Origin of the sequence: Limnohabitans sp. T6-20, assembly GCF_003063505.1 — a bacterium.
Taxonomy (GTDB): domain Bacteria; phylum Pseudomonadota; class Gammaproteobacteria; order Burkholderiales; family Burkholderiaceae_C; genus Limnohabitans_A.
The window spans coordinates 531,541-557,392 of the sequence record NZ_NERW01000003.1 but is presented as its reverse complement, the minus strand read 5'-3'; the positions used below and the strand labels follow the sequence as shown (position 1 = coordinate 557,392).

The 25,852-nt window shown below is 59.8% G+C and carries 30 protein-coding genes; 18 read left to right on the top strand and 12 right to left on the bottom strand.

Annotated elements, in window-relative coordinates; all coding sequences use genetic code 11:
- Positions 1-7: 7 nt before the first annotated feature.
- The 6 genes from kynU to B9Z33_RS13345 all read right to left on the bottom strand — a co-directional run bounded on the left by kynU (position 8) and on the right by B9Z33_RS13345 (position 5,187).
- Positions 8-1,294, bottom strand: a complete 1,287-nt coding sequence (gene kynU / locus B9Z33_RS13370; RefSeq protein ID WP_199220354.1) for a kynureninase — start codon at positions 1,292-1,294, stop codon at positions 8-10.
- Positions 1,295-1,316: 22 nt separating this feature from the next.
- Positions 1,317-1,943: an arylformamidase gene (kynB, locus tag B9Z33_RS13365; RefSeq protein WP_108287510.1), complete on the bottom strand. Its 627-nt coding sequence runs from the start codon at positions 1,941-1,943 to the stop codon at positions 1,317-1,319.
- Between the two features lie 189 nt (positions 1,944-2,132).
- Positions 2,133-2,453, bottom strand: a complete 321-nt coding sequence (locus B9Z33_RS13360; protein ID WP_199220353.1) for a YkgJ family cysteine cluster protein — start codon at positions 2,451-2,453, stop codon at positions 2,133-2,135.
- Positions 2,450-3,010 carry a hypothetical protein gene (locus B9Z33_RS13355; protein WP_108287509.1) on the bottom strand — a complete coding sequence of 187 codons (561 nt, stop codon included), beginning with the start codon at positions 3,008-3,010 and terminating at the stop codon, positions 2,450-2,452. The genes B9Z33_RS13360 and B9Z33_RS13355 overlap by 4 nt, the downstream gene beginning before the upstream one ends.
- A 12-nt stretch (positions 3,011-3,022) precedes the next feature.
- Positions 3,023-3,988, bottom strand: coding sequence for an ornithine carbamoyltransferase (argF, locus tag B9Z33_RS13350; RefSeq protein ID WP_108287508.1), 966 nt, complete (start codon positions 3,986-3,988; stop codon positions 3,023-3,025).
- A complete protein-coding gene (locus B9Z33_RS13345) occupies positions 3,985-5,187 on the bottom strand; it encodes an aspartate aminotransferase family protein (RefSeq protein ID WP_108287507.1) in 1,203 nt (400 codons plus the stop codon). The genes argF and B9Z33_RS13345 overlap by 4 nt, the downstream gene beginning before the upstream one ends.
- Before the next feature lie 210 nt (positions 5,188-5,397).
- On the opposite strand from B9Z33_RS13345, the gene B9Z33_RS13340 reads away from it, so the two are divergent.
- Positions 5,398-5,718, top strand: a complete 321-nt coding sequence (locus B9Z33_RS13340) for a DUF3579 domain-containing protein (protein ID WP_108287506.1) — start codon at positions 5,398-5,400, stop codon at positions 5,716-5,718.
- Between the two features lie 250 nt (positions 5,719-5,968).
- Here B9Z33_RS13340 and rpsT read toward each other — a convergent pair whose 3' ends face one another.
- Positions 5,969-6,271 (bottom strand): 30S ribosomal protein S20, encoded by a 303-nt coding sequence (gene rpsT, locus B9Z33_RS13335; RefSeq protein ID WP_019430397.1) that lies wholly within the window; start codon positions 6,269-6,271, stop codon positions 5,969-5,971.
- 131 nt (positions 6,272-6,402) lie between these two features.
- Here rpsT and murJ point away from each other — a divergent pair, with 131 nt between their 5' ends.
- Positions 6,403-7,968 (top strand): murein biosynthesis integral membrane protein MurJ, encoded by a 1,566-nt coding sequence (murJ, locus tag B9Z33_RS13330; protein WP_108287505.1) that lies wholly within the window; start codon positions 6,403-6,405, stop codon positions 7,966-7,968.
- A 16-nt stretch (positions 7,969-7,984) separates the two neighbouring features.
- A complete protein-coding gene (locus B9Z33_RS13325) occupies positions 7,985-8,845 on the top strand; it encodes a SirB1 family protein (RefSeq protein WP_108287504.1) in 861 nt (286 codons plus the stop codon).
- Between the two features lie 12 nt (positions 8,846-8,857).
- On the opposite strand, the gene purM is transcribed toward B9Z33_RS13325, so the two are convergent.
- Positions 8,858-9,889 (bottom strand): phosphoribosylformylglycinamidine cyclo-ligase, encoded by a 1,032-nt coding sequence (purM, locus tag B9Z33_RS13320; RefSeq protein ID WP_108287503.1) that lies wholly within the window; start codon positions 9,887-9,889, stop codon positions 8,858-8,860.
- Between the two features lie 157 nt (positions 9,890-10,046).
- Between purM and B9Z33_RS13315 the strand changes: the two genes are divergently transcribed.
- The 8 genes from B9Z33_RS13315 (at position 10,047) to B9Z33_RS13280 (ending at position 16,705) form a co-directional block, all read left to right on the top strand.
- The gene (locus B9Z33_RS13315) at positions 10,047-11,138 is read left to right on the top strand and encodes an AI-2E family transporter (RefSeq protein WP_108287502.1); all 1,092 of its coding nucleotides are present in this window, start codon (positions 10,047-10,049) and stop codon (positions 11,136-11,138) included.
- Positions 11,135-11,821, top strand: a complete 687-nt coding sequence (hda, locus tag B9Z33_RS13310; protein ID WP_108287501.1) for a DnaA regulatory inactivator Hda — start codon at positions 11,135-11,137, stop codon at positions 11,819-11,821. The genes B9Z33_RS13315 and hda overlap by 4 nt, the downstream gene beginning before the upstream one ends.
- A complete protein-coding gene (locus B9Z33_RS13305) occupies positions 11,818-12,486 on the top strand; it encodes an HAD family phosphatase (protein ID WP_108287500.1) in 669 nt (222 codons plus the stop codon). The genes hda and B9Z33_RS13305 overlap by 4 nt, the downstream gene beginning before the upstream one ends.
- Complete coding sequence (gene pcnB, locus B9Z33_RS13300; RefSeq protein ID WP_108287499.1) at positions 12,483-14,060, top strand: polynucleotide adenylyltransferase PcnB; 1,578 nt, start codon at positions 12,483-12,485, stop codon at positions 14,058-14,060. Before B9Z33_RS13305 ends, pcnB begins: the two co-directional genes overlap by 4 nt.
- Before the next feature lie 24 nt (positions 14,061-14,084).
- Positions 14,085-14,567 carry a 2-amino-4-hydroxy-6-hydroxymethyldihydropteridine diphosphokinase gene (gene folK / locus B9Z33_RS13295; protein WP_369916748.1) on the top strand — a complete coding sequence of 161 codons (483 nt, stop codon included), beginning with the start codon at positions 14,085-14,087 and terminating at the stop codon, positions 14,565-14,567.
- Positions 14,564-14,926: a DMT family protein gene (locus B9Z33_RS13290; protein ID WP_108287498.1), complete on the top strand. Its 363-nt coding sequence runs from the start codon at positions 14,564-14,566 to the stop codon at positions 14,924-14,926. The genes folK and B9Z33_RS13290 overlap by 4 nt, the downstream gene beginning before the upstream one ends.
- A 95-nt stretch (positions 14,927-15,021) precedes the next feature.
- Entirely contained in the window at positions 15,022-15,669 is a 648-nt protein-coding gene (locus tag B9Z33_RS13285; protein ID WP_108287497.1) for a DUF47 domain-containing protein, read from the top strand.
- 22 nt (positions 15,670-15,691) lie between these two features.
- Complete coding sequence (locus tag B9Z33_RS13280) at positions 15,692-16,705, top strand: inorganic phosphate transporter (protein WP_108287496.1); 1,014 nt, start codon at positions 15,692-15,694, stop codon at positions 16,703-16,705.
- A gap of 79 nt (positions 16,706-16,784) precedes the next feature.
- Here the strand turns inward: B9Z33_RS13280 and B9Z33_RS13275 are convergent, their stop codons facing one another.
- Both B9Z33_RS13275 and B9Z33_RS13270 read right to left on the bottom strand, forming a co-directional pair.
- On the bottom strand, positions 16,785-17,231 hold the full coding sequence (locus B9Z33_RS13275) for a hypothetical protein (RefSeq protein ID WP_108287495.1): 447 nt from the start codon (positions 17,229-17,231) through the stop codon (positions 16,785-16,787).
- An 8-nt stretch (positions 17,232-17,239) separates the two neighbouring features.
- Positions 17,240-17,761, bottom strand: coding sequence for a GNAT family N-acetyltransferase (locus B9Z33_RS13270; RefSeq protein ID WP_108287494.1), 522 nt, complete (start codon positions 17,759-17,761; stop codon positions 17,240-17,242).
- Between the two features lie 137 nt (positions 17,762-17,898).
- Between B9Z33_RS13270 and rpsP the strand changes: the two genes are divergently transcribed.
- From rpsP to rplS, 4 genes are all read left to right on the top strand, one after another.
- Positions 17,899-18,150: a 30S ribosomal protein S16 gene (gene rpsP / locus B9Z33_RS13265; RefSeq protein ID WP_019430383.1), complete on the top strand. Its 252-nt coding sequence runs from the start codon at positions 17,899-17,901 to the stop codon at positions 18,148-18,150.
- Positions 18,151-18,169: 19 nt separating this feature from the next.
- A complete protein-coding gene (gene rimM / locus B9Z33_RS13260) occupies positions 18,170-18,787 on the top strand; it encodes a ribosome maturation factor RimM (protein ID WP_108287493.1) in 618 nt (205 codons plus the stop codon).
- Between the two features lie 26 nt (positions 18,788-18,813).
- A complete protein-coding gene (trmD, locus tag B9Z33_RS13255; protein WP_108287492.1) occupies positions 18,814-19,611 on the top strand; it encodes a tRNA (guanosine(37)-N1)-methyltransferase TrmD in 798 nt (265 codons plus the stop codon).
- Positions 19,612-19,731: 120 nt separating this feature from the next.
- The gene (rplS, locus tag B9Z33_RS13250) at positions 19,732-20,115 is read left to right on the top strand and encodes a 50S ribosomal protein L19 (RefSeq protein WP_108287491.1); all 384 of its coding nucleotides are present in this window, start codon (positions 19,732-19,734) and stop codon (positions 20,113-20,115) included.
- Between the two features lie 159 nt (positions 20,116-20,274).
- On the opposite strand, the gene B9Z33_RS13245 is transcribed toward rplS, so the two are convergent.
- On the bottom strand, positions 20,275-22,359 hold the full coding sequence (locus B9Z33_RS13245; RefSeq protein ID WP_108287490.1) for a DEAD/DEAH box helicase: 2,085 nt from the start codon (positions 22,357-22,359) through the stop codon (positions 20,275-20,277).
- 250 nt (positions 22,360-22,609) lie between these two features.
- Positions 22,610-23,200: an oligoribonuclease gene (orn, locus tag B9Z33_RS13240; protein WP_108287489.1), complete on the bottom strand. Its 591-nt coding sequence runs from the start codon at positions 23,198-23,200 to the stop codon at positions 22,610-22,612.
- Between the two features lie 65 nt (positions 23,201-23,265).
- On the opposite strand from orn, the gene B9Z33_RS13235 reads away from it, so the two are divergent.
- The 3 genes from B9Z33_RS13235 to rsgA are packed head-to-tail and all read left to right on the top strand — an operon-like array spanning position 23,266 to position 25,820.
- A complete protein-coding gene (locus B9Z33_RS13235) occupies positions 23,266-24,525 on the top strand; it encodes a M48 family metallopeptidase (RefSeq protein ID WP_108287488.1) in 1,260 nt (419 codons plus the stop codon).
- The gene (locus B9Z33_RS13230) at positions 24,522-24,833 is read left to right on the top strand and encodes a 4a-hydroxytetrahydrobiopterin dehydratase (protein WP_108287487.1); all 312 of its coding nucleotides are present in this window, start codon (positions 24,522-24,524) and stop codon (positions 24,831-24,833) included. Before B9Z33_RS13235 ends, B9Z33_RS13230 begins: the two co-directional genes overlap by 4 nt.
- 6 nt (positions 24,834-24,839) lie before the next feature.
- Entirely contained in the window at positions 24,840-25,820 is a 981-nt protein-coding gene (gene rsgA / locus B9Z33_RS13225) for a ribosome small subunit-dependent GTPase A (protein ID WP_108287486.1), read from the top strand.
- Positions 25,821-25,852: the final 32 nt, after the last annotated feature.

Sequence of the window (25,852 nt, the reverse complement as noted above, 5' to 3'; positions counted from 1 at the left end):
AGGTCTCTCAAGTCACGGCGTTCTTTTGCGCAAAGTGGGCGTCTTGCCATTCGCCGCTTTCCATGACTTGGCACAGGTGTTCAGCGGCCTGCCACACGTCGGCATAGCCCACATAAAGCGGCGTGAAGCCAAAGCGCAGGATGTCGGCGTGCTGGCCGCCATCGCCTGCACGGAAATCGCCAATCACGCCGCGTGCGATCAAGGCTTGCACGATGGCGTAAGCGCCTTCTGCGCGGGTCAGGCTCACTTGCGAACCGCGCAGGGCTTCTTGCGCCGGGGTGGCGATGCCAAAGCCGTGGCCGTGCAGGCGCGTGCGCACCAGCTGCATGAACAAGCCGGTGAGTGCCAGGGACTTTTGGCGCAGTGCGGTCATGCCGCCCAGTGCTTCAGCGGCCAAAAAGGCGTCAAGCCCGCAGTCGAGCGCCGTGAGGCTCAAGATGGGTTGCGTGCCGCACTGGTAGCGCGTGATGCCTTTGGCGGGTTGGTAATCCGGGGTGAAGGCAAACGGCGCGGCGTGGCCCCACCAACCGGCCAGCGGTTGCCAAAATCGGTCGGTGTGTTGTGGGTGCACCCACACAAATGCCGGTGCGCCAGGGCCGCCATTGAGGTACTTGTAGCCGCAGCCCACCGCAAAGTCGGCGCCCGAGCCGTTCAGGTCGACCGGCACAGCACCCGCGCTGTGCGCCAGGTCCCATACGGTGAGTATGCCTTGCGCATGGGCTTGTGCCGTCACCGCTTGCATGTCGTGCATGGCCCCGGTGCGGTAGTTCACATGCGTGAGCATCAGCACCGCCACATCGGCCTGCAGCGCGGCGGAAATGTCTTGCGCTTCCACCAATTGCAAGGTGAAGCCACGCTCTTTGCACAAGGCCTCTGCGATGTAAAGGTCGGTGGGGAAGTTGCTGCGCTCGCTGACGATTTTGGTTTTATGCGGGTGGTCGGCCTTGGCGATGTGCAGCGCTGCGGCCAGCACTTTGAACAGGTTGATCGAGGTGCTGTCGGCCGCGATCACTTCGCCTGCTTGCGCGCCAATGACGCGGGCGATCTTGTCACCCACGCGCTGGGGTAGGCTGAACCAGCCCGCGGTGTTCCAGCTTTTGATCAGATCGGTTCCCCATTCGTGCGTGACGGCATGGGCCAAGCGAGCGAGGGCGGTTTTGGGCAGCACGCCCAGCGAGTTGCCGTCCAGGTAAATCACGCCGGGTGGCAAATCGAACTGGTCGCGCAGGGGCCGCAGCGGGTCTTGCGCGTCCAGCAGTTCGCAGTCTTGCAAGGTGGGGGTGAGGTTCATCATGGGGCGGTCTTTCAGTAGGCTTTTAAAGTTCGCGCAAGACCGCCCGCACGGGGCTGGCGTCGGCGGTCATGAGTTTGAGAGGCAGGGCGATCAGTTCGTAATCGCCTTCGGGCACGTCGTCGAGCAGCAGGTTTTCCAGCACGCGCAGGCCGCGCTGGCGGATGACTTGGTGGCTGGGCAGTTGCTTGCTGTCGGTTGGGTCGATGCTGGCGCTGTCGGTGCCGATCAGCTGCACGCCGAGGTTGGCCAGGTTCTGGACGCAGGCGGGGTCAAAGCCGGTGAGCTGGGTGTCGAAGTGTGCGAGCGGAAACTGGCGGTAGGTGCGCACCAGCACGCGTGGGGGCAGATCGGTCAGCGCGTGTTGCAAATGCGCGAGGGTGATCAGTGGGCTGGCGTTGAGCGCGTGGATGACGCGGCAGTGGCCCAGAAAGGGCAGCAGGTCCAAAGCGCCCACGGTCGCGCCTTGCGGGTCGTAATGCAGTGGCGCATCGGCGTGCGCGCCCACATGCGGCGACAAAGTGATCGCGCTCACGTTGACGGGGCACGCGTCAGACAGCGTGGCAGCCCACTGTTGGGTGTAGAGCGTGTCGCCGGGGAAGACCGGGCTTTGCGCATTGACGGGCGGAGAAATGTCCCAAAGTTTTTTCATGGTGTGCGAAGGTAGCACTTGAGAAAAAACCGTGGTGTCGGTTATTTCCAACACCTGCCAAAAAAGACTTGTAGCCCATTCACACGCTACAGCCTGAATCCCATTCGGCCGCAGGGGCAGCCTCCTACGGTGGAGATGGCCTGGGGTTTTCGTGGGAGCGAGCCCCTGCTCGCGAATACCTCCAACCCTTCAGGGGTCGAAATGGGGGCCGAGTGCAGGCAGGCCTTGTCGGCGGCGTGCTTGTTCGCAGGCAGGGCTGCCTTCTTCAAACTCGCGGCAAGGTGAGGGCCGCCATTCGTAGATGCCGCAAACGGCTTTTTCACCGGTCTTGCCATACAGCGCGGCGCAGCGCGGCGGGCTGTGGTCGGTGCCGCGCATGCGGCAGGTGTGTTCGGTGATGGGCGAGGCCAAGCCCGCAGGCACATCGCCGCCGCCTTCTTCGTATTCGTACACGGAAAAGTCCACCCGGAAGCTCACGCAGCAGGCACCGCAGCTGGTGCATTGGCTCATGGCGATGTGGCGAGGGCAAGCTTGGCGATGCGCCTCAGCATACGCTGGCGGATCAGGCCACTGACCGGACGGATGACGTACCAATAGGGCGCGAAGCGGCGGCGCTGTGCCTCGTCGGGGCAGTGCACGCGGGTGTGTGTCACCAAACGGCAGCTGTGATCGCCCAAGGGTTCCACGCAGACATTGAGCACCAGCCTCGGTTGGTCGATCATGGCGGCAAACGCTTGTGCGTTGGCGACAGGGCGAAGTCCGTAATCCAGCTGCCAGAAGCGACCAGCCAGACCAAAGGCGATTTCCTTGTTGGGCACTTGACCCAATAGTGCAAAACTGTGAACGCCAAAAGCTTGTGAAGGCAGGCCGTTCCTTGACAAGCCTAGCGCACGCAATAAGCGACCAGGCACTTCGCGAAGCGCAATCGCTTGGTTAACCAGTGGGGCTTGCGTGCTGAGGCCTGGAATGATGCTGGCGTAAGCGTGAACGGGCGTCACACCATCCAGCACCAAGGTGTGTCGTTCACTGAACTGCCATTGCGGGAGAAGCCCTTCGATCAGTTCCATATTCATTTGCGATCAAGTCACCTGACCCAACAGCAAAAACTCCATGAGCGCCTTTTGCACATGCATGCGGTTTTCGGCTTCGTCCCACACGACCGATTGCGGGCCGTCGATGACTTCGGCGCTGACTTCTTCGCCTCGGTGGGCGGGCAGGCAGTGCATGAACAGGGCGTCGGGCTTGGCGACTTGCATCATGGCTTCGTCCACGCACCAGTCGGCAAAAGCTTTTTTACGGGCTTCGTTTTCGGCCTCGTAGCCCATGCTGGTCCACACGTCGGTGGTGACCAGGTCGGCACCTCGGCAGGCGTCTTGTGGGTTTTGGAAGATTTTGTAGCAGTCGGCGCTGCGCAAACCGGCCACGGCCTGGTCCACTTCGTAGCCGCTCGGCGTGCTCAGGTGCACCGTGAAGCCCAGCAACTCGGCCGCCTGCAGCCAGGTGTTGGCCATGTTGTTGCCGTCACCGACCCAGGCCACCACTTTGCCCTTCAGGTAAGACGGGTCAGGCTTGCCCTGGGCGTCTAGGCCCCGGTGCTCCAGCAGGGTGAACAGGTCGGCCAGAATCTGGCAGGGGTGAAACTCGTTGGTCAGTCCGTTGATGACGGGCACGCGCGAGTGCGCGGCAAAGCGCTCGATTTTGTCCTGGCCATAGGTGCGGATCATGACGATGTCGGTCATGCGGCTGATCACGCGGGCGCTGTCTTCGATGGGCTCGGAGCGGCCCAGCTGGCTGTCGCCTGTGGTCAGGTGCACCACCGAGCCGCCCAGCTGGTACATGCCCGCCTCAAAGCTCACGCGGGTGCGGGTGCTGGCTTTTTCGAAAATCATGGCCAGCGTGCGGTCGGCCAGTGGGTGGTATTTTTCGTAGGCCTTGAACTTGCGCTTGATCTCGGCGGCACGGGCGAACAGGTGCGCGTATTCGTCGGCGCTCAGGTCAGTGAATTGCAGGTAATGCCGCACGGGTACGGGTTTGGAGAGGCTCATGCAGACTCCGTCAAAAAGGTCTTGATCAGGGGCACCAAAATGGCGACCACTTCGTCGGCTTCGGCCTCGGTCATGATGAGTGGAGGTACCAGGCGGATCACGCTGTCGGCGGTCACGCTCAGCAGCAGCCCGGCTTCGGCAGCGCGGCTCCAGATGGCGCCGCAGGGGCGGTCGAGTTCCACACCCAACATCAGGCCCTGGCCACGGATTTCCTTAACGCCTTGAACGCCAGCAAGGGTCTTTTCAAGGGCACCGCGCAAATGGTCGCCGACCCGCGCCGCGTTGGCCATCAGGCCGTCTTTTTCCATGATGCGGATGGTTTCGACCCCGGCGCGCATGGCCAACGGGTTGCCGCCAAAGGTGGTGCCGTGGTTGCCGGGCTGAAAGATGTTGGCGGCCTTGGGGCCAGCCACCACCGCGCCGATCGGCACGCCCGAGCCCAGGCCCTTGGCCAGCGGCATCACATCAGGCACGATGCCTGCCCACTGGTGGGCAAACCACTTGCCGGTGCGACCCATGCCGCACTGCACTTCGTCGATCATCATGAGCCAGTCGTTCTGGTCACACAGGGCGCGCACTTGCTTGAGGTATTCAATGCGCATCGGGTTGACGCCGCCTTCGCCCTGGATGGTTTCCATGAACACGGCCACCACATTGGGGTTGCCTTGTGTGGCTTTTTTCAGGGCTTCGATGTCGTTGACCGGCACGCGCACAAAGCCTTCAAGCATGGGGCCAAAGCCGGTTTTGAGCTTTTCATTCGCTGTGGCGCTCAGGGTGGCAATGCTGCGGCCATGGAAGGCTTTTTCATAAACCACGATCTCGGGCTTCTCGATGCCTTTGTCGTGACCGAACTTGCGCGCCAGCTTGATGGCCGCTTCGTTGGCCTCAAGGCCCGTGCAGCAAAAAAACACATTGGTCATGCCCGACAACTCGACCAGCTTGGCCGCCAGCACTTCGGCGTTGGGCACATGGAAGTAGTTGCAGCTGTGGATCATCTTGCCCAGCTGGTCTTGCAGTGCAGGCACCAGCTCTGGGTGGTTGTGACCCAAGGTGTTCACCGCAATACCGGCCAGTCCGTCCAGGTAGGACTTGCCATTGACGTCCCAAACTCGGCAACCCTGACCATGGCTGAGTGCGATCGGCAGTCGGCCATAGGTGTTCATGGTGTGCGGTGAGGCGGCTTCAATGAAAGCGGACATGCGTGAACTCCTGAAATAAAAATCGGCCCAACGAAGAGGGCCGCTGAAACCAGATTTTAGAGGCAGAAATACCGGGCCCATTTGGCGGGTGTCCAGTGTGTGCCGCCAAGTGACAAACGTGTTTTAAGTCTTATATAAGATACAATACCCGGGTAAACCAGAAGGCGGCGATCCCGCACTCTGTGCTCCCTTGACTAACCCCTCTATCCGATGGTCTCCAACACTGCCAAAGAAGTCTTCATCCAGGGCATCACCGAGGACGGAAAGACATTCAGACCCAGCGATTGGGCTGAGCGCTTGGCAGGCGTGATGAGCCAGTTCCGTCCTGGCGGGGCCATTCCGGGCAGCCACCTGAGCTATTCCCCTTGGTGCATTCCTACGACCATGGGTAACGTGAAATGCGTGGTGGTCCACCATGATTTGCGCGATTACGACGTGATGGCATGGGACTTCGTGATGAACTTTGCCCGCGACAACCACTTGCAAGTGGCTGAGGCCTGTTTGCTACCGGACCCACCCGCCCAAAAATAACCCCCAAGAAACCAAACCGCCTTCGGGCGGTTTTTTGATTGTGAGTCCACAGAGCCGGGGGCAGGGTATGGGTGGGTGACGATTTTATGAGCGAAGCGAATCATGAGGAGCCAGCCCATACCCTGCCCCCGGCGGACTCTGCGCCCATAAAAAAACCGCCCAAAGGCGGTTTAGTTTTCGCGGACAGCGCACCCGTTTCAAACGGCAGCGAGGACAGAGCCTCGCCGGGCTGTTGATCTGTTGGAGCGGATCAGGCTGCGGCGAGGGCCAAAGTCTTGACTTTGGCGCTCAGGCGGCTCTTGTCACGAGCAGCCTTGTTCTTGTGGAAGATGCCCTTGTCGGCAATGATGTCCACCACGGTTTGCATTTTGGCAAACAACTCTGTGGCTTTGGTCTTGTCGCCAGCTGCAACGGCTTTTTCGACGTTTTTCACAGCAGTGCGGTATTTGGAGCGCAGCGAAGAGTTTGCGGCGTTGATTTTGACGTCTTGGCGGACGCGTTTACGGCCGGAAGCAAGACGGGGGTTTTTCTTTTTGGGTTTAGCGGATGCCATATATAAGTTCTTTCAGTGTCTGAGGATGATGTCCAGCGAACCCGGCATTCTAGCAGATGTGCGATCTTTCCCCTGCGATTTATCTCCCCGGCGGACCGTTGCCAAGCTCAGGACAGCTACACTCGCCCTCTGTGAGCCTCTTACGTTCTGCTTCTGTCGTGTCGTTTTTCACCTTGGCCTCCCGGGTCACGGGCTTGGTGCGCGAGCTGCTCATTGCCTCGGCTTTTGGCGCCAGTGCCTTGACCGACGCCTTCAATGTGGCCTTTCGCATCCCCAACTTGTTTCGGCGCTTGTTCGCGGAAGGGGCCTTCAGCCAGGCTTTTGTCCCGGTTTTGGCGGCCAACCGCGCCCAGCGCGGTGATGAAGCCACCAAAGAAGTGATCGACAGCGTGGCCACCGCTTTGGCCTGGTCTGTGCTGGTGGTGTCCATTTTGGGCGTGTTGGCTTCGCCCTGGTTGGTATGGGCTTTGGCCAGTGGTTTGCAGCAAGATGCCCGAGGCTACGCTTCGGCGGTCCACATGACGCGCTGGATGTTTCCGTACATTGCCTTCATGTCCATGGTGGCGTTGTCGGCTGGGGTCTTGAACACATGGCGTCGTTTTGCTGTGCCAGCGGCTACACCGGTTTTGCTCAACGTGAGCGTGATTGCCGCCGCCTGGTTTTTGTCACCTTGGCTGGCTCGTCAAGGGTTTGAAGCCATTTATGCACTGCCCGTTGGCGTCATGGTGGGCGGTTTCCTGCAGCTGGCCGTGCAAATTCCGGCGCTGCATCGTCTGGGTTTGTTGCCCCGTCTGGGACTGGGACCCGCCGCTGTTAAAAAAGCCTGGACCAACCCGGCCACCCGCAACATCCTGCGCCTCATGGCACCTGCCTTGCTGGGCGTTGGCGTGGCGCAAATTTCTCTGCTCATCAACACCCAGATCGCTTCTCACCTCGCGCCGGGCAGCGTCAGCTGGCTCACCTATGCCGATCGCTTGATGGAGTTTCCGACCGCCATGCTGGGTGTGGCGTTGGGTGTCGTGCTCATGCCCCAATTGGCCGCAGCCAAAGCCACAGGTGACAGCGAGCGCTACGCCGCCATGCTCGATTGGGGTTTGCGTCTGGTGCTGTTGTTGACCGTGCCCTGTGCCGCGGCTTTGTTGGTGTTTTCGCAGCCGCTGGTGTCGGTGCTGTACCACTACGGTGCCTTCACCGACCGGGATGTACAGCAAACCACCTTGGCCTTGACCGGCTATGGCGTGGGCTTGCTCGGGCTGGTGGCCATCAAGGTGCTGGCACCCGGCTATTACGCCAGCCAGGACATCCGCACGCCCGTGCGGATTGCGGTGGTGGTACTTGTGCTCACGCAAGTGTTCAACGTGCTTTTGGTGCCCTATCTGGCGCATGCGGGGTTGGCGCTTTCGATTGGTCTGGGGGCGCTGGTCAATGCGGGCTGGTTGCTGGTGGGCCTGCTGCGCCGAGGCAGTTACAAGCCCCAGCCGGGTTGGCTGCGCTTTGTGTTTCAGGTCATGTTGGCCTCGGGCTTGCTTGCAGGCTTGCTCTGGTTTGCCGCCCACGCCTTGCCTTGGGTGGCCATGCGACAGGATGCCTGGCAGCGCATCGGCTGGATGGTCCTGGTGATGCTTGCGTCTGCCGTGCTGTATTTTGGTGTTTTGTGGGCCACTGGCTTGCGGCTCAAGGCCTTCTTGAAGCGTTGAAGGGGCTGATTTCTTCATGAATTTGAACTTCGCCACCCCCTCGCCCCTGGATTACTTTGCCAGTTTGGTGCAAAGCGATGCGCATTTCCCTTTGCTGGAAGCCGCAGCCAGCTTGGCACAAGACGAAGAGCCCGATCTGGATGTGCAGCTGGTGCTTGACGATGTGGCGCGCTTGTTCAAAAAGGTCAAAGCCCGCTTGCCTGCGGATGCCGACGATCTGACCCGCCTGGCCATCCTGACCCAGGTTTTTTACAAAGAAATGGGTTTTGGCGTCAATGCCAACAATTACTACGCCCCGGAAAACAGTTACCTGAATGAAGTGTTGCGCACCCGGCGGGGACTTCCGATTTCTCTGGCCGTGATCTGGCTGGATTTGGCCCAAGGTTTGGGTCTGCATGCGCAGGGCATTTCATTTCCGGGCCACTTTCTGGTGAAGATCACCTTGCAGGGTGGTTTGGTGGTGCTCGACCCGTTGACGGGGGAGTCTTTGGGTGTCGACAACCTGGCTGAACGCTTGGGGCCTTATCGCGATGCATCGGATGTGGTGTCTGGCGCTGATCTGGACGATGGCGAAACGCCTTTGGGTTTGTATTTGCAGCCCTGCCCACCGCGTGATTTGCTGGCCCGCATGCTGCGCAACCTCAAAGAAGTCTTCCGGTCACAAGAAGATTGGCCACGCATGTTGAGCGTGCTCGACAGACTGGTGGTGCTTTTGCCCGAGGTGTGGTCTGAACGCCGCGACCGTGGTTTGGTGTTGGCGGAGTTGGGGCGCAAGCACGAGGCCTTGCAGGATTTGCAAATGTATTTGCAGGCCGAGCCCTTGGCGCCCGATCAGGATGCGCTGAGAGATCGCATCAGCGAACTCTCAAGCACCTGACTTTTGTTGGCCTCAGGCGACCACGACCTGAGCGCCGCTGCCTTGGGGTGCGATCTTGCCGATGACGTGAACTTGCTCACCTGCTGCACGCAGGGTTTGGGCGCAGGCCTCGGCTTCGGCCGCGTCAATCACCACCACCATGCCGATGCCGTTGTTGAAGGTGCGGTTCATCTCGATGTCGTCGATGCCGGCGGTTTTTTGCAACCAGGCAAACAGCTCGGTCTGGGGCCAGCTGCCTTTTTGCAGGTGAGCGGCCAGGCCGTCGGGCAAGACGCGCGGGATGTTTTCCAGCAAGCCGCCACCCGTGATGTGGGCCAGCGCCTTGATGGGGTGTGCCGCCAGCGCAGCCAACACGTTCAGCACATACAAGCGGGTGGGTTCCATCAGGGCTTGTTTGAAGGGCTTGCCGTCCAGCGTAGCGGGGGCTTCTGAGCCTGCGCGCTCGATGCACTTGCGCACCAGGCTGAAACCGTTGGAGTGCACGCCGCTCGAGGCCAGGCCCAGCACCACATCGCCCGCCTGGACGTTCTGCCCGGTGAGGATCTTGGATTTTTCGACCGCGCCGACCGCAAAACCGGCCAGGTCGTATTCTCCCGCAGGGTACATGCCGGGCATCTCGGCGGTTTCGCCACCGATCAGGGCGCAGCCTGACAGCTCGCAACCTTTGGCAATGCCGCCGACCACGGCCGCTGCGGTGTCCACATCGAGCTTGCCGCAGGCAAAGTAGTCGAGGAAGAACAAAGGCTCAGCACCTTGCACCAACACGTCGTTCACGCTCATGGCCACCAGGTCGATGCCCACCGTGTCGTGCATGTTCCATTCAAAAGCCAGCTTGAGCTTGGTGCCCACGCCGTCGGTGCCACTCACCAGCACAGGCTCTTTGTAGCGCTTGGGCACTTCAAACAGGGCACCAAAACCGCCGATGCCCGCCAGCACACCTTCGCGCATGGTTTTCTTGGCCAAAGGCTTGATGCGCTCGACCAAGGCGTCGCCTGCAACGATGTCGACACCGGCGTCTTTGTAGGAAAGTGGAGTTTGACTCATGGTTTTGGCCCGAAAGGGGCAGGTAAATGGGGAACGAGAGGCCAATAAACGGGCTGGCAGACTAAAATCAGAGTCTATTTTAAGGGTTGACCCTGACCAGTTTGGACAACCCGCCGCAAAAGACGAGACCCACGTGCAAGCACCCCTCCCATTTTTAATGACCCGTCTGGCCGCTTGGTTGGGTGTGGCCTTGGTCGCTGCCTTGGTTTTTTGGCTGTTGGCCCCGGTGTTGGCACCCTTTGTGGTCGCGGCGGTCATGGCTTATGTCTTGCACCCCTTGGTGCTTCGATTGGAAAGTTTGGCCGGTGTGCGTTTGCCGCGCGCCCTGGCCGTGCTGCTGGTCGAGGTTTTGGCCATTCTGGCGCTGCTGGGCATCTTGTTGCTTCTGGTGCCGATTTTGGTGAGGGAGTGGCCTTTGCTCCAGCAGCAATTGCCTTTGCTGTTGGACCGTTTGGGCGACGCCATCAACCCCTTGTTGAACCAGTTGGGCATGAACCTGTCGCTTGATTTGCGCGATTTGAAAACCCAGTTGGTGGCTTACCTGAGTGCCAACCGTGAAGACTGGTGGGCTCCGCTCATGTCGTCGCTCAAGATGGGTGGCAGCGCGGCCTTGGCTTTGATGGGTTATGTGGTGCTGGTGCCCGTGGCCTTGTTTTATTTGCTGCACGACTGGACGCGGATGGTGAACGGTGTGATCGAGTTGGTGCCACCCGCTTGGCGCGGGACTTTTGACGGTTTCATGCAGGAAAGCGATCAGGTGTTGGGTGAGTACCTGCGTGGGCAGTTGCTGGTCATGCTGGCTTTGGCGGTGTTTTACGCAGTGGGCCTGAAGCTGTTTGGACTGGACTTGGCCTTGCCGATTGGCGTGTTCACCGGCTTGGCCGTGTTTGTGCCTTATCTGGGTTTTGGTTTGGGCTTGGTTTTGGCTTTGCTGGCAGGCCTGCTGCAATTTGCATCGGCCCAAGCGGTGGTCATGGTGGCCGTGGTGTTTGGCCTGGGCCAATTGATAGAGAGTTTTGTGCTCACGCCCCGCTTGGTGGGTGAGCGCATTGGCTTGCACCCCTTGTCTGTCATTTTGGCCTTGATGGCGTTTGGCCAAGTGCTGGGCTTTGTGGGCGTGTTGATCGCTTTGCCCGCCAGCGCTGTTTTGCTGGTGGCCCTGCGCCGCCTGCGTCTGCGTTATTTGCAAAGTGACCTGTACCAAAAAAGTGGTGCGGACGATGCCGGGCAGGGGCCTGACCCGGCATGAAGCAACTGGCTTTGGACATCGGCCTGGCCTCAACGCCCACGCTGGACAATTTTTTCGCCGGACCCAATGTGGCGGCCGTGGCGCATTTGCGCTTGTGGACCGCCTCCAGCAGCCGTTCACCTGTGCCCAGTTACCTCTGGGGCGAGAGCGGTTCGGGCAAAACCCATTTGTTGCACGCGGTTCACCATGCGTTGAAAGAGCAGGGGGCCCAAGTCGGCTGGCTCGACGCGCACACGCTGAACCCGCCCGAATTCAATGACGAGTGGAGTGCGGTGCTGATGGACGATGTGCACCTGTACAACTCCGAGCAGCAACACACGGCCTTCAACTGGTTTGTGAACGCCTTGACACCTCGCACAGGCTTGCCGCGTTGGGTGCTGGCCGCAGGTGCCTTGCCGCCTGCTGATCTGAAACTGCGCGACGATTTGCGCTCGCGCCTGGGCTGGGGCCACATTGACGCCCTGCAGGTGCTAGACGAGCCCGAACGCCGTGCCGTGTTGCGCCAGGAGGCCGACGCCCGTGGCCTGTTTTTGAGCGATGAAGTCATGTCTTACATGCTGAACCGCTTTTCGCGTGATCTGGGCAGCTTGATGCAATTGCTCGACAACCTGGACCAATACGCCTTGCAAACGCAGCGCGCCCTGACCATTCCCTTGGTGCGCGCCATGCTGGAGAACGAATGAAACTCGCGTTGTTTGACCTGGACCACACGCTTTTGCCACTGGACTCCGACCACACCTGGGGTGTTTTCACGACCGAGATGGGCTGGAACGATCCCGCTGTGTTCAGCCAGCGCAACGACGAGTTTTATGCCCACTACCAAGCGGGCACGCTCGATATTCACGATTACGTGCGCTTTGCCACCCGTGCCGCGCGCGAACGCGGCGCGACAGAGGCGGCCCACGCCCATGCTCGCTACATGGACGACGTCATCCGTCCGCGCATCACGCCCGAGGCGCTGGCGCTGGTACGATCGCACCAGCACGCAGGGGACACAGTCATGATCGTGACGGCCACCAACGAGTTTGTGACCCGCCCGATTGCCCAGGCTTTCGGGGTGAACGAGCTGATTGCGGTGGAGCTTGAGCGCGATGCCACGGGCTGGATCACCGGCGAGATCAAGGGAACCCCCTCATTCAGAGAAGGTAAAGTCACCCGTGTTGCCCAGTGGCTGACCCAACAGGGCCTGGACTGGGGCGATGTAGAGATGACGTTCTACTCGGACTCCATGAACGACCTGCCGCTTCTGGAAAAAGCCCACCATCCGGTGGCAACGAACCCTGACGCTCGGTTGCGTCAACTGGCCACAGAGCGTGGCTGGCGCATCCTCGAACTCTTTCAAGAATGATCAAACAATTCATCGACAAGCTGATGGGCAAAGCGCCCAAAAGCAACAAGCCCCACTTTGGCCGCCGCACAGAAGTGCCTGCATCGGTGCACGGCATCGACCCCCATCTGGTGGACGAACGCGCCATCAATGTGACGCGCACCCTGCAGCAAGCCGGCTTTGAGGCCTACATTGTGGGCGGCGCGGTGCGCGACCTGCTGCTGGGCCTGCGCCCCAAAGACTTTGATGTGGCCACCGACGCCACGCCCGAGCAGGTCAAGGGCCTGTTTCGCCGCGCCTTCATCATCGGTCGCCGCTTTCGCATCGTGCACGTGGTGTACGGCCGAGGCCGCGACAACGAAGTGATCGAAGTCTCGACTTTTCGCGCCCACTTGGACAATGCTGCGGCCGAACAGGTCAAAGGCAATGAGCGCACCAGCAAACGCCAACTCGAAGGCATGCACCACGCTGTCGACTCCAGTGGTCGTGTGCTGCGCGACAACGTCTGGGGTCCACAAGACGAAGACGCCACCCGCCGCGATTTCACAGTCAATGCCATGTACTACGACCCCGAGTCGCAGATCGTGGTGGATTACCACGGGGGTATTCCGGATGCCAAGAAGCGCGTCTTGCGCATGATCGGTGACCCGGTGGCGCGCTACCGCGAAGACCCGGTGCGCATCATCCGTGCGGTGCGTTTTGCGGCCAAGCTCAGCCCTTTGGGCTTCAAGCTCGAAGCCAAAACCGCCAAACCCCTGACCCAGTCCGCCACCTTGTTGGCCGATGTGCCGCAAAGCCGCTTGTTTGACGAGATGCTCAAGCTCTTGCAAACCGGACATGCCCTGGCGTCCATTGCGCAGCTGAAAAAGCTGGGTCTGGCCACCGGCATTTACCCCTTGCTGGATGTGGTGGTGGAGCGGGCGGAAAGTGCTTTTGTGCAAGTGGCCTTGGCCGACACCGACCGCCGCGTGGGCGAGGGCAAGCCCGTTGCCCCGAGCTTTTTGCTGGCCTGCGTGCTGTGGGCCGATGTGCGCGAGGGATGGGCCAAGCGCTTGGCACGCAAAGAACACCCACACCCGGCTTTGCAGGACGCGATCGATCAGGTGTTTGACGCGCGCATTGGCGATGTCTCCGGTCGCGGCAAGCTGGCGGCCGACATGCGCGAGATCTGGATGATGCAGCCGCGCTTTGAAAAGCGCGTCGGCAGCACGCCTTTTGGCTTGGTTGAGCAGCCGCGCTTTCGGGCTGGTTTTGACTTTTTGCGTTTGCGCGCAGACATCGAAGAGGTCGATGTGCGCTTGGCCGACTGGTGGCAAGAGTTCAGCATGGCCAGCGACTCGGAGCGCGAAGACCTGGTGCAGGCTGCGAAAGCCGAGCAGGCGGCCTCGCAAGCGGCCAAGCCCCGCGTGCGCCGTGCGCCCAAGCCAGAGGGTGCAGCGGCACCCCGGCAGGCAGCAGACCCCGCAGAACCCCACCCCGTGAACCCGTCGCCAGAATCTGGCGATGAAGGCGCGCCGAAAAAACGCCGCCGCCGCCGTCGTAAGCCCGGCACAGCCGGTGACCAAGCGGGTGCAGATTCGGGCAGCGCTGAATAAGCCTGCGCCTGTTCCAAGGTGTCGATGCTGCGAGACCCCGTGACCGCTTATGTGGCGCTGGGGGCCAATTTGGGCCCAGCCCTGCAAACGGTGTTGCAGACTTTTGACGCGCTGGCATTGCTGTCTGGCACGCGCGTCACGGGTCGTTCCCGGATTTACCGCACCGCACCTTTTGAAGCCCAGGGCCCTGATTTCATCAATGCGGTCGCGCAAATCGAAACCCGCTTGACGGCCCCCGAATTGCTGGATGCCCTGCAGACACTCGAAAACCAGGCCGGGCGTGAGCGACCCTACATCAATGCCCCGCGCACCCTGGATCTGGATTTGCTGATGTACGGGCAGGCGACCATGCACAGCCCACGTTTGACCCTGCCACATCCTCGTTGGCGCGAACGGGCTTTTGTGCTGTACCCCTTGGCCGATGTGTGCCCAGGTCAAGTGACCGCAGAAGACCGGGCTCGCGTGTCAGATCAGGCGATCGATGTTGTGCCGGAGTCCAAGCCATGACGTTTTTCACCAGCCTGCCGATTTCCTTGCAGACGATTTTGCTTTTGCTGGCCAGCAATGTGTTCATGACCTTTGCTTGGTACGGCCACCTGCGCAACATGGCCACGGCACCTTGGTATGCGGCAGCCTTGGTGAGCTGGGGCATTGCTTCGCTGGAATACATGTTTCAGGTGCCCGCGAACCGCATTGGCCACACCCAATTCAGCGTGGGTCAGCTCAAGATCATTCAAGAGGTGATCACTTTGAGCGTTTTCGTGCCTTTTGCGGTCTTTTACCTGAAAGAGCCGTTCAAGCTGGATTACCTCTGGGCGGCTTTGTGCATGGTCGGGGCGGTTTATTTCATTTTCCGCAGCGCATAAGTATTTCTGCGCTCCCTGGCTCAAACCGAGCGGTTAAACTCGCCGCTGTCACGAAGTCATCACATTCGTTCATTTTCCGTTATCAGGAGCTTCTCATGCTGTTTGGCAAATTGCTGCCCAAAGAAGGCAACTTCTTCGAATTGTTCAACCAACACGCAGAGCGCATTGTCGAAGCGGCTCGGGCGTTCTCGAACCTGGTGGCCAATTACAGCGATCTGCACCTGCGCGAAAAATACAACCGCGATGTGGACAACGCAGAACACGCTGCGGACCGCGTGACCCAGGAAGTCAACCGCCTGATCCACACCACCTTCATCACACCGATCGACCGCGAACAAATTCACGCTTTGATCAACCTGATGGACGATGTGGCTGACTTGATTCAGGACTCGGCGGAAACCATGGCGCTGTACGACGTGCGCCACATGACCGAAGAAATTTCGCGCCTGACCGACCTGTCGGTGCGTTGCTGTGAGCGTGTGCAGGACGCGGTCAAGCTCTTGTCCCGCATCGGCGAGCCTGCGGTGGCCGAATCGGCCCTGAAAACCTGCGAAGAAATCGACCGCCTGGAGTCGGATGCCGACCGCGTCATGCGCAGCGCCATGAGCAAGCTGTTCCGCGACGAGCCCGATGTGCGCGAGATCATCAAGCTCAAGGCCATTTACGAACTGCTGGAAACCATCACCGACAAGTGCGAAGACGTGGCCAACCAGATCGAGGGCATCGTCCTCGAGAACTCCTGATTTAGAAGCGGACGGCCCGACTATGGAAACCGTACAAGCCGCCTTGTGGGTGGTGATCTTGCTGGTCGCCTTGGCGCTCATTTTCGACTTCATGAACGGGTTTCATGATGCCGCCAACTCGATTGCGACCGTGGTGTCCACGGGCGTGCTCAAACCGGCTCAGGCGGTGGTATTTGCCGCCTTCTTCAACTTTGTCGCCATCTTCATCTTCCACCTCAGCGTGGCGGCCACGGTGGGCAAGGGCATTGTCCAGCCAGGCATCGTGGACACCCATGTGGTGTTTGGCGCTTTGGTAGGCGCCATCACCTGGAACGTGATCACCTGGTATTACGGTATTCCCAGCAGCTCTTCGCATGCCTTGATTGGCGGCATTGTGGGTGCGGTGATTGCCAAAGCGGGCGCGGGTGCCTTGGTGTCTGCGGGCATCATGAAAACGGTGGCGTTCATCTTTGTGTCGCCATTGCTGGGGTTTTTGCTGGGCTCTTTGATGATGGTGGCTGTTGCCCACATTTTCCGCCGTGCCAGACCCTCCAAGGTCGACAAATGGTTTCGCCGTCTGCAGTTGGTGTCTGCTGGTGCCTACAGCTTGGGCCACGGCGGCAACGATGCTCAAAAAACCATCGGCATCATCTGGATGATGTTGATCGCCACGGGCTATGCCAGCACGGCTGACAAGTCACCCCCCACCTGGACGGTGATCAGTTGCTACATGGCCATTGGCCTGGGCACCATGTTCGGTGGCTGGCGTATTGTCAAAACCATGGGCCAAAAAATCACCAAACTCAAACCGGTGGGTGGCTTTTGTGCTGAGACCGGTGGTGCCATGACCTTGTTTCTGGCGACGACGCTGGGTATCCCTGTTTCCACCACCCACACCATCACGGGTGCCATCGTGGGCGTGGGTTCCACGCAACGAGCCAGCGCTGTGCGCTGGGGGGTTGCAGGCAACATCATTTGGGCGTGGGTCTTGACCATTCCCGCCAGCGCTTTTGTGGCTGCTGTCGCTTATTGGGTCAGTTTTCAGGTTTTTGAATGACCATGGCCAACGGGCCGCAATGAGCTGACTCGGCGAGACTTCGTCGTCCAAGCCGCCTGATTCAAACCAGGCGGCTTTTTCATTGGCTGATCAGTCGTGCTTCTTCGATCTGGTATTCAAAATACCGCTGAAAGCTGAACGCCAAGCTGGACATCAAGATGGCGGTGCCAATCAGCAGGGCCGTGGCGATGCCAATCACGGTGCTCCACTGGGTCTGGCCTGCGGAGGTATCGGGCGCGGCTTGCGGGTTGAATTTGGCATTCCATTTTTCTGCAGGCATCAGGCCATAGACAATGGCATTGAGGGCGCAGCCGGCGATGGTGAAGCCCAGCAAGGGAATCAGCAACCAGCTCAATTGGTCGTCCAGACCCAGCGCCTGGACGCGCTCAAAACCGTAAATGCCCAGTGCGGTGGGCACGGGCAGCAGCCAACCCAGTGTGTCACCCAAGCCCTTGAGGTAAAAGCGGTGCAAGCCCAAAGGGCCGCCCCAAAAAGTCAACCAGGTCGCGAGTGTTTTGTTTTTCATGGTGCTGATTATTGCGGAGCGGTGCTGTCGCCAGCGCCCAAAGGCTTTTCCATCATCACGACATCCAGCCAGCGGTCAAATTTCCAGCCGCATGACTTGAGGATGCCCACATGGCTGAAGCCCACTGACGTGTGGACCCCAATCGATCCCGCATTGGCTGAATCGCCAATGACCGCCAGAAACTTGCGCACACCGGCTTGCTCGGCTTTGCTGCACAACTCGGCCAGCAAGGCCCGGCCCATGCCCTTGCGGTGCACATCGGGGGCCATGTAAATGGAGTCTTCGGCAGAAAAACGGTAAGCGGGGCGCGGTTTGAACCAGTTGCAATAGGCAAACCCCATCACGCGGCCCTCATCTTCCACCACCAAATAGGGCAGTCCTTTGGACAGCACATCGGCTCGGCGACTGGCCATGTCGGCCTCAGTGGGCGGGTCGATCTCGAAAGTGCCGGTGCCCGTGAGCACATGGTGGCGGTAAATGGCCGTGATGGCGGCGATATCTTCGTCGCGGCTGGGTCGGATCAGAGGCAAGGCAGGGCTCCCGTTGTATAATGGTGGGCTTTTCAGTGTGTCACTGGCCGGGTGGCCAGTTGCGTGTCTCAAACGCTGAAGGATACCGGGCGTCTCGGCAATTGTTCCGAAGATACCCAACCACCCAAGGATAAATCATGGTTGTTATTCGTTTGAACCGCGGCGGCTCTAAAGCACGTCCTTTCTTCAACATCGTCGTTGCTGACAAGCGCGTGCGTCGCGATGGTCGCTTCCTCGAGCGCATCGGTTTCTACAACCCCACAGCCAAAGGTGGCGAAGAAGGTCTGCGCATTGCACAAGACCGTCTGACCTACTGGAAGAGCGTTGGCGCCCAGGCTTCCCCCACCGTGGAACGCCTGATTCGTCAAGCTGGCAAAGCTGCCGCCTGATCGGCGACTCGCCTTGGCCATGCGTCCCCCTTTGGAAACAGCCGCCTTGCCGGCTGATGCCATCGAAATAGGGCGCATTGCCGATGCTTGGGGCATCAAAGGCTGGTTCAAGGTCTTGCCCCACAGCGCCTCGCCCGAGGCGCTTTTTTCTTCCAAGCGCTGGTTCTTGTTGCCGCCCGATCGGCCCATGAAGCCCAAACGCGCGACCGAAATCGCTGCTTCCAAAACCGAGCAAGTGGCTTGGACCGAGCCTTTGCTGTTGTGCATCAAGGAAGCCAAAGACCATTCGGATACCGTGGTGGCCTGCGCCCAGGACATCAACGACCGCAATGCGGCCGAGGCTTTGCGTGGCGCACGCATTTTTGTACCGCGTTCCAGTTTTCCGACCGCAGCCGAAGGCGAGTATTACTGGGTCGACCTGATCGGCCTGCAAGTCGTGAACCGTGAAGGCCTTGACCTCGGCTTGGTGCGCGATCTCATGTCCACAGGACCACAAACCGTGCTGGTCATTGAAGCCACTTCCGATGCCGAAGGTGGCAAAACGGTCGAGCGCATGATCCCGTTTGTCGCGGCTTTCGTCGATGGCGTGGACCTGCCCGGCAAGCGCATCACGGTGGACTGGCAACCCGACTACTGATCGGCCCCGGCCGTGGAGGGCCATCCATGCGCTTTGACATCATCACCCTGTTTCCCGAGTTGTTCGCGCCGCTGTTGACCAGTGGCATCACGCGCCGTGCCTACGAAAGTGGCTTGGTTGATGTGCACTTCTGGAATCCGCGCGACCACGCAGAAGGCAATTACCGCCGCATCGACGACCGCTCATTTGGTGGTGGTCCCGGCATGGTCATGTTGGCCGAGCCCTTGTTCAAATGCCTCACGGCCATTCGCGCTGCGCGCCAAGAAACGAATCCGGCACCTTTGGTGTTGTTTTCTCCCATAGGGCAGACGCTGAACCACACCGCCGTCGAGCAGTGGTCTCAAAGCGCAGGCGGTGTGTTGTTGTGTGGCCGCTATGAAGGGGTCGACCAGCGCTTCATCGACCAATATGTCGATCAGCAAATCAGTTTGGGTGACTTTGTGCTGTCAGGTGGCGAAATCGCCGCCATGGCTTTGCTCGATGCCGTGGCCCGCTTGCAACCCGGCGTGCTCAATGACGAAGGCAGCCACCAGCTGGACAGCTTCAACCCGGCATTGGACGGCTTGCTGGACAGCCCCCACTACACCCGCCCCGAGGTCTGGCAGGGCCACGCCGTGCCCGCTGAGTTGATGTCGGGCCACCATGCCCACATCGCGCGCTGGCGGCGCGAGCAAAGTCTGCGGCTGACTGCACAGCACCGGCCCGAATTGCTGGTGCAAGCCCGTCTGTCTGGCTTGCTGAGCCGTCAGGACGAAGCCTGTTTAAAGCAGGTTCGGGATGACGCTCCAGATGCAATCAACAGCACGGGTTCGAAAAAGCTATAATCAAAGGCTTTTCGATCCTCTACCCGCCGCGATTTGGCTCAGTCATGCACATGTTGGCATGGCCTTTACAGCACAAAACGCCCCTTGTGTAGCGAGGCATGATCGGACGGAGTTCAAAAAATGAATTTGATTCAAACTCTTGAGCAGGAAGAAATTGCCCGTTTGGGTAAAGTGATTCCTGAATTTGCCCCCGGCGACACCGTGATCGTCAGCGTCAACGTGGTTGAAGGTGCGCGCAAGCGTGTCCAAGCCTACGAAGGTGTTGTGATCGCCAAGCGTAACCGTGGTTTGAACAGCGGCTTCACCGTGCGTAAGATGTCCAGTGGCGAAGGCGTGGAACGTACGTTCCAGACCTACAGCCCAGTGATCGCCAGCATTGAAGTCAAGCGTCGCGGTGATGTTCGCCGTGCCAAGCTGTACTACCTGCGTGACCGCAGCGGCAAGTCGGCACGTATCAAAGAAAAGTTGCCACAGCGCAAAGCAGCACCAGCAGCCAAAGCGTAAAGCCTTTTCGGCCATACGAAAAAACCGCCCGGGTTTGCGCCCAGGGCGGTTTTTTTATGGTTTCGCCAGAATCGCCAAGCCATGAAAAAAAAGCCTTGCCGGTGAGGGCAAGGCCTTTTCAGGCGTCTCAAAGTCCAGGGCGTGAACCCTGGAGCTGGATCAGCCGCGTGTGATTTTCAGCACGCGGGTACCGCCACGTTTGCCGGCAGGGCCTTCGCCCGCTGCTGCGTGGGGTTTGAAATTGCTGGCACCGAACTGCTTGGGGCCACGACCGAATTTGTCACCGGCTGCACCGCGGGGTGCTGGGCGTGCTGCATTGCGGTTGTCGCCGCCACGCTCTTCCCAACGTCCGCCACCTTGGCCTTGACGGGGGGCGTCCTGACGCGGTGCGCCACGGCTGTCACCACGGTCCCATGGGTGGGCGGGTGCAGCGCGTTGCTCAAAGCGGTCACCGCCTCGGTTGTCCGGGCGATTGTCGCCACGGGGGGCGTCAAAACGGCCGCCTTCTTTGCGCTGGTCGAAACGGGGTTCGGCGCGTTGCTCAAAGCGGGGCTGTTCATCGCGGAAGTTGCCACGGGGGGCGCGGTTGTCAAAGCCACCGCCATCGCGATCGCGGTTGCCGCCAAAGTCACGGCCACCCGCTGGGCGACCGCGGCCTGCAAAACCACCACCTGCGTTGGCATAGTTGCGCTCGCCACCAAAGCGGTCACCGCCACGGCCCATCGGCTTGCGTGCTTCTGGCATGCGCACTTTGGGCTCCAGACCAGGAACCACTTCGGCCTTGAAAGGTTGGCGTGTGTAAGCCTCGATGTCGCCAATTTTGCGACGGTCGCGGATTTCAGCAAAGGTCACGGCCAAACCGTCACGGCCAGCACGACCTGTGCGGCCAATGCGGTGGGTGTAGTCTTCGGCCTTCATGGGCAGACCGTAGTTGAATACGTGCGTGATGGTGGGCACGTCAATGCCGCGAGCAGCCACATCGGTGGCCACCAAAATTTGCACCTGACCGTTGCGCAGCGCCATCAGGCGGCGGTTGCGAAGACCTTGGCTGAGCGCACCGTGCAATGCCACGGCAGAGAAGCCGGCTTCCTGCAGGTCTGCGGCCAAGCCATCGCACTCGATCTGGGTGCTTGAGAAAACAATCGCTTGGTCGATGGTCGCGTCACGCAGCCAATGGTCAAGCAACTGGCGCTTGTGTTGGGCGTTGTCGGCCCAGAACAGCACTTGCTTGATGTTGTTGTGTTTTTCTTGGGGGTTGTCGATCTGAATTTTCTGGACCGAAGAACCACCGTCGTGCATCACGCGCATGGCCAGTTGCTGAATGCGCGGCGCAAAGGTGGCGCTGAACATCATGGTCTGGCGGCGTTGGCTGGTCATCTGGTTGATATCGGCCAAATCGTCCGAGAAACCCAGGTCCAGCATGCGGTCGGCTTCGTCGACCACCAGGAACTGCACTTGGTCCAGCTTGATTTGCATCGAGCGTTGCAGGTCAAGCAAACGGCCTGGTGTGGCCACCACCAAGTTGGCGTTTTGCAGCTTGGCAATTTGCAATTGGTAAGGAATGCCGCCGACCACGTTGGCCACGCGCAGGCCGCGTGTGTGCTTGACCAGTTCGATGGCGTCGTGCGCCACCTGTTGGGCCAATTCACGTGTAGGGCACAGGATCAGGGCGCCAGGTGTTGGTGCCTTGAAGTTGCGTGGGTTGGTGGGGTCTTTGCGCTTGGCACGCTTGGGCGCTGGCTCGCCCTTGGCGGCTGCGTCGGCACAGGCTTGCTCAAACTCGGCGCGTTCTGCGTCTTCCTGCTCGGCCATCTGGGCGATCAAGGTGTGCAACACGGGCAGCAAAAATGCGGCGGTTTTGCCGCTGCCGGTTTGGCTGGAGACCATCAGGTCGGTGTAGCCATTCGACTTGCCGTCTTTGGATCCGCCGGCTGTGGGCAATGCCAAAGGAATGGCGCGCAATTGCACAGCGGTGGGTTGGGTGTAGCCCAGATCGGCCACGGCTTGCACCAGCTCGCGGGCCAGGCCCAGTTCGACGAAACCGTTGGGCGCTTCAGCCACGGCTTCGGCTTCCACAGCCACTTCGGCGGTAGCTTGCTCTGGCGTGGCTTCGGTCATGGCCGCTGTCTGCATGATTTCGGTGGCCAGATTGGGCGTTGCCGTCACGGGTGCCGACTCGGCGGAAATGGAAATGTTTTCGGCAGGCGACAAGTCGTCCTGCACTGTGTTCAAAGTGTCAGTCATGTGTGTATAAAAACTCGCACGGAACAACGGCCGCAAATATTGCTAAGGCCGCAGGCACCGCAAGGTTGAAAAAACATCAACCATCAAACGGTGCTCGCGAGAGGCGCTGGGCGTGGAGCCTGGCCGCTGTGAGTGACCCTATCGTTGGGTCAAGGCGTGAAGGGAGATGTAGGAAACGCCGCACCTGTGTGCAGTGAGCCCCGGATTATGCCATGGCTCAGAAAAAAACGCTAGGGTTTTCCCTGAAAAATCACAATTTAATGAAATGCTCGCGGTAATGCACCAGTTCATCGATGGATTCGTGCACATCGGCCAGTGCGGTGTGCTTTTGCTGTTTCTTGAAACTTGAATACACCTCGGGCTTCCAGCGGCGTGACAGTTCCTTGAGGGTGCTGACGTCCAGATTGCGGTAATGGAAAAACGCTTCGAGCTTGGGCATGTATTTGACCAGGAAGCGGCGGTCTTGGCTGATGGTGTTGCCGCAAAGTGGCGAGCTGTTTTTGCCCACATATTTTTTCAAGAACGCCAGAATTTGCTCTTGCGCATCGGCTTCACTGGTCGCAGATGCCTTGACCTTGTCGATCAAGCCGCTTTTGCCATGCGTGCCTTTGTTCCAGGCGTCCATCTTGCCCAGCAGTTCATCGCTTTGGTGAATGACCAAAACCGGACCTTCGATGCGTTGTGTCAAGTCGGGCGCTGTGACGATGACGGCAATTTCCAGCAAGCGCTCATTTTCAGGATCGAGGCCTGTCATTTCACAATCTATCCACACCAAATTGAGGTCGGATTTGGGCAGGTCGGTTGTTCCGGTGGCGGTAGAGGTGGAGGGTGCTTGAGACATGGATGGATTGTCGCCGATGACGGTGGCGCTGAACGTGGATTCAAACTGCCCTACACTTTGCGCCCATGAATGCTTCACTCACATTGACCCTGACGCTGGTGGCCGCTTTGCTGGCGCACGTTGCGCTGAAATTTTGGCTCAATGCCCGCCAGGTCAGGCATGTGGCCAGCCACCGTGCAGCTGTGCCTGTGGCCTATGCCCAGACAGTGTCCTTGGAAGACCACCAAAAGGCAGCCGACTACACGCTGGCCAAAGCCCGTTTGTCACAAATGGACATCGCACTCGATGCGGCTGTGCTTTTGGGCTGGACTTTGCTGGGCGGGCTCGATGCGCTGAACCAGGTCTTGCTGGATTGGATGGGCCCGGGCATGACCCAGCAAATCGCTTTGGTGCTGGCCTTTGCCTTGGTGGGCGGCGTGATCGGCTTGCCCTTGTCGCTGCTGCAGACCTTTGGTGTGGAGCAGCGTTTTGGGTTCAACAAAATCACCCCCGCACTTTGGTTGGGTGACATGGCCAAAGGCCTGCTGCTGGGGCTGGCGCTGGGGGTGCCTTTGTTGTGGGTGGTCTTATGGCTCATGCAAACCGGGGGCAACGCGTGGTGGTTGTGGGCCTGGGCTGTTCTGGTCGGCTGGCAGTTGTTCTTGATGGCCATTGCCCCCAATGTGATCATGCCGCTGTTCAACAAGTTCACACCATTGGATGACGAGTCGCTCAAGTCCCGTGTGCAGGCCTTGATGCAGCGCGCGGGGTTCACCGCCAAAGGGTTTTTTGTGATGGACGGCAGCCGCCGCTCGGCACATTCCAACGCTTTTTTCACAGGCTTTGGTGCAAGCAAGCGCGTGGTCTTTTTCGACACCTTGCTCAAGCAACTGAGCCCTGCCGAAATGGAGGCGGTGCTGGCGCATGAGCTGGGCCATTTCAAGCACAAGCACATTGTCAAGATGATGGCGACCAGCTTTGCCATGACCTTGGGAGGTTTGGCGCTGCTGGGCTGGTTGGCGCAACAGGTCTGGTTTTACACGGGCTTGGGCGTCATACCCAGCCTGACGGGCAGCAACAACGCGTTGGCGCTGGTGTTGTTCATACTGGTCACGCCCGTCTTCACCTTGTTTTTGGCACCCATTTCGTCCTGGCGCTCACGCCAGCAAGAGTTTGAAGCCGATGCCTACGCTGTGTCGCAAACGCCAGGCGCTGATTTGTCGTCGGCTTTGCTCAAGCTCTACCAAGACAACGCCTCGACTTTGACGCCCGATCCGTTGTACGTGAAGTTTTATTACTCGCACCCGCCTGCCAGTGAGCGCCTTTCCCGGATGGTCTCCACATGACCACGCCTGACATCCGTGCTCTCAAGCCCACCGAAGTGGTCATGGCGCTCAGCCAGGTGCCCGGTTGGACCTTGTCTGGCGACGGTGAAAACATTGCGATTGAAAAAACCTTTGTGTTTGACCAGCACAGCCATGCGCTGCTGTTTGTCAACAGCGTGGGTTGGTTGTCCGAAAAGCTCAACCACCACCCGGAGATGGTGTTGAACCACGCGCGCTGTGTGGTGCGTTGGCGCACCCACGACGTGCAAGGGCTCAGTCGCCTCGACTTTGACGCCGCCACCCAAACCGACACCTTGTTGCCGACATGAAATTTCATGAGTAAACCCAAACAACGCCCGGACATTCCTTTGGCTGCTGATCTGGAGCCGGGCCTGGTGGTGGCCACCTATGGTCGCCACTGTCTGGTGGAAACACCCGAAGGACGCCGGTTGATTTGCCACCCCCGAGGCAAAAAAAACCAAGTGGTGGTGGGTGACCAGGTGTTGTGGCAAATCGCGGGTGACGAGGGCAGCATCGAAAAGCTGCAGGACCGTCGCAACCTGTTTTACCGCCAAGACGAAATCCGCACCAAATCGTTCGCAGCCAACCTGGACCGTGTGCTGATTTTGATCGCAGCCGATCCCGAGTATTCGGAAAGCCAGCTGTCTCGTGCCTTGGTGGCTGCCGAAGCCGAACGCATCACGCCCATCATTGCATTGAACAAAAGCGATCTGGCGCAACCCTTTGCGCAAGCCTGGGAACGTTTGGCGCCTTATCGCGCCATGGGTTACAGCGTGATGCCCATCAGCCTGAGCCCGCGCAGCCCGGTGGCCGATGACGGCGTGCAGGCTTTGTGCGCGCATTTGCAGGGCCTGACCACCTTGGTGCTGGGGCCTTCGGGCAGCGGCAAAAGCACCCTGATCAACCGTTTGGTACCCGATGCGCAGGTGGAGACCGGTGAAATTTCCCTGGCACTCAACTCGGGCAAGCACACCACCACCAGCACGCGCTGGTACTGGGTGCCTGCGCTCGACGTTTCGGCCCCTGCGGGCAGCGCTAAAACGGCCTTGATCGATTCACCTGGATTTCAGGAGTTTGGCTTGCACCACATCGAGCCGACCCGCCTGGCCGACTGCATGCCCGATTTGCGTGCCCATGTGGGAGGCTGCAAGTTTTACAACTGCACGCATTTGCATGAGCCGGGTTGTGCCGTGTTGGCCCAGGTCGAGAACGAACACCAAAGCGGCACCATCAGCGTCCGCCGCCACCGGATTTATGCGCAGCTGTTTGAGGAATTGAGCCAGCAGCGCTGGTGAGCGGCAGGGCGCTGCTCAAGCGCCCCCTGCGG

What these genes read in the sequence shown, in the direction of transcription:
- kynU (WP_199220354.1), bottom strand. Translation starts at nt 1,294, where the DNA reads ATGATGAACCTCACCCCCACCTTGCAAGACTGCGAACTGCTGGACGCG.
- kynB (WP_108287510.1), bottom strand. Translation starts at nt 1,943, where the DNA reads ATGAAAAAACTTTGGGACATTTCTCCGCCCGTCAATGCGCAAAGCCCG.
- B9Z33_RS13360 (WP_199220353.1), bottom strand. Translation starts at nt 2,453, where the DNA reads ATGAGCCAATGCACCAGCTGCGGTGCCTGCTGCGTGAGCTTCCGGGTG.
- B9Z33_RS13355 (WP_108287509.1), bottom strand. Translation starts at nt 3,010, where the DNA reads ATGGAACTGATCGAAGGGCTTCTCCCGCAATGGCAGTTCAGTGAACGA.
- argF (WP_108287508.1), bottom strand. Translation starts at nt 3,988, where the DNA reads ATGAGCCTCTCCAAACCCGTACCCGTGCGGCATTACCTGCAATTCACT.
- B9Z33_RS13345 (WP_108287507.1), bottom strand. Translation starts at nt 5,187, where the DNA reads ATGTCCGCTTTCATTGAAGCCGCCTCACCGCACACCATGAACACCTAT.
- B9Z33_RS13340 (WP_108287506.1), top strand. Translation starts at nt 5,398, where the DNA reads ATGGTCTCCAACACTGCCAAAGAAGTCTTCATCCAGGGCATCACCGAG.
- rpsT (WP_019430397.1), bottom strand. Translation starts at nt 6,271, where the DNA reads ATGGCATCCGCTAAACCCAAAAAGAAAAACCCCCGTCTTGCTTCCGGC.
- B9Z33_RS13325 (WP_108287504.1), top strand. Translation starts at nt 7,985, where the DNA reads ATGAATTTGAACTTCGCCACCCCCTCGCCCCTGGATTACTTTGCCAGT.
- purM (WP_108287503.1), bottom strand. Translation starts at nt 9,889, where the DNA reads ATGAGTCAAACTCCACTTTCCTACAAAGACGCCGGTGTCGACATCGTT.
- B9Z33_RS13315 (WP_108287502.1), top strand. Translation starts at nt 10,047, where the DNA reads ATGACCCGTCTGGCCGCTTGGTTGGGTGTGGCCTTGGTCGCTGCCTTG.
- hda (WP_108287501.1), top strand. Translation starts at nt 11,135, where the DNA reads ATGAAGCAACTGGCTTTGGACATCGGCCTGGCCTCAACGCCCACGCTG.
- B9Z33_RS13305 (WP_108287500.1), top strand. Translation starts at nt 11,818, where the DNA reads ATGAAACTCGCGTTGTTTGACCTGGACCACACGCTTTTGCCACTGGAC.
- pcnB (WP_108287499.1), top strand. Translation starts at nt 12,483, where the DNA reads ATGATCAAACAATTCATCGACAAGCTGATGGGCAAAGCGCCCAAAAGC.
- folK (WP_369916748.1), top strand. Translation starts at nt 14,085, where the DNA reads ATGCTGCGAGACCCCGTGACCGCTTATGTGGCGCTGGGGGCCAATTTG.
- B9Z33_RS13290 (WP_108287498.1), top strand. Translation starts at nt 14,564, where the DNA reads ATGACGTTTTTCACCAGCCTGCCGATTTCCTTGCAGACGATTTTGCTT.
- B9Z33_RS13285 (WP_108287497.1), top strand. Translation starts at nt 15,022, where the DNA reads ATGCTGTTTGGCAAATTGCTGCCCAAAGAAGGCAACTTCTTCGAATTG.
- B9Z33_RS13280 (WP_108287496.1), top strand. Translation starts at nt 15,692, where the DNA reads ATGGAAACCGTACAAGCCGCCTTGTGGGTGGTGATCTTGCTGGTCGCC.
- B9Z33_RS13275 (WP_108287495.1), bottom strand. Translation starts at nt 17,231, where the DNA reads ATGAAAAACAAAACACTCGCGACCTGGTTGACTTTTTGGGGCGGCCCT.
- rpsP (WP_019430383.1), top strand. Translation starts at nt 17,899, where the DNA reads ATGGTTGTTATTCGTTTGAACCGCGGCGGCTCTAAAGCACGTCCTTTC.
- rimM (WP_108287493.1), top strand. Translation starts at nt 18,170, where the DNA reads ATGCGTCCCCCTTTGGAAACAGCCGCCTTGCCGGCTGATGCCATCGAA.
- trmD (WP_108287492.1), top strand. Translation starts at nt 18,814, where the DNA reads ATGCGCTTTGACATCATCACCCTGTTTCCCGAGTTGTTCGCGCCGCTG.
- rplS (WP_108287491.1), top strand. Translation starts at nt 19,732, where the DNA reads ATGAATTTGATTCAAACTCTTGAGCAGGAAGAAATTGCCCGTTTGGGT.
- B9Z33_RS13245 (WP_108287490.1), bottom strand. Translation starts at nt 22,359, where the DNA reads ATGACTGACACTTTGAACACAGTGCAGGACGACTTGTCGCCTGCCGAA.
- orn (WP_108287489.1), bottom strand. Translation starts at nt 23,200, where the DNA reads ATGTCTCAAGCACCCTCCACCTCTACCGCCACCGGAACAACCGACCTG.
- B9Z33_RS13235 (WP_108287488.1), top strand. Translation starts at nt 23,266, where the DNA reads ATGAATGCTTCACTCACATTGACCCTGACGCTGGTGGCCGCTTTGCTG.
- B9Z33_RS13230 (WP_108287487.1), top strand. Translation starts at nt 24,522, where the DNA reads ATGACCACGCCTGACATCCGTGCTCTCAAGCCCACCGAAGTGGTCATG.
- rsgA (WP_108287486.1), top strand. Translation starts at nt 24,840, where the DNA reads ATGAGTAAACCCAAACAACGCCCGGACATTCCTTTGGCTGCTGATCTG.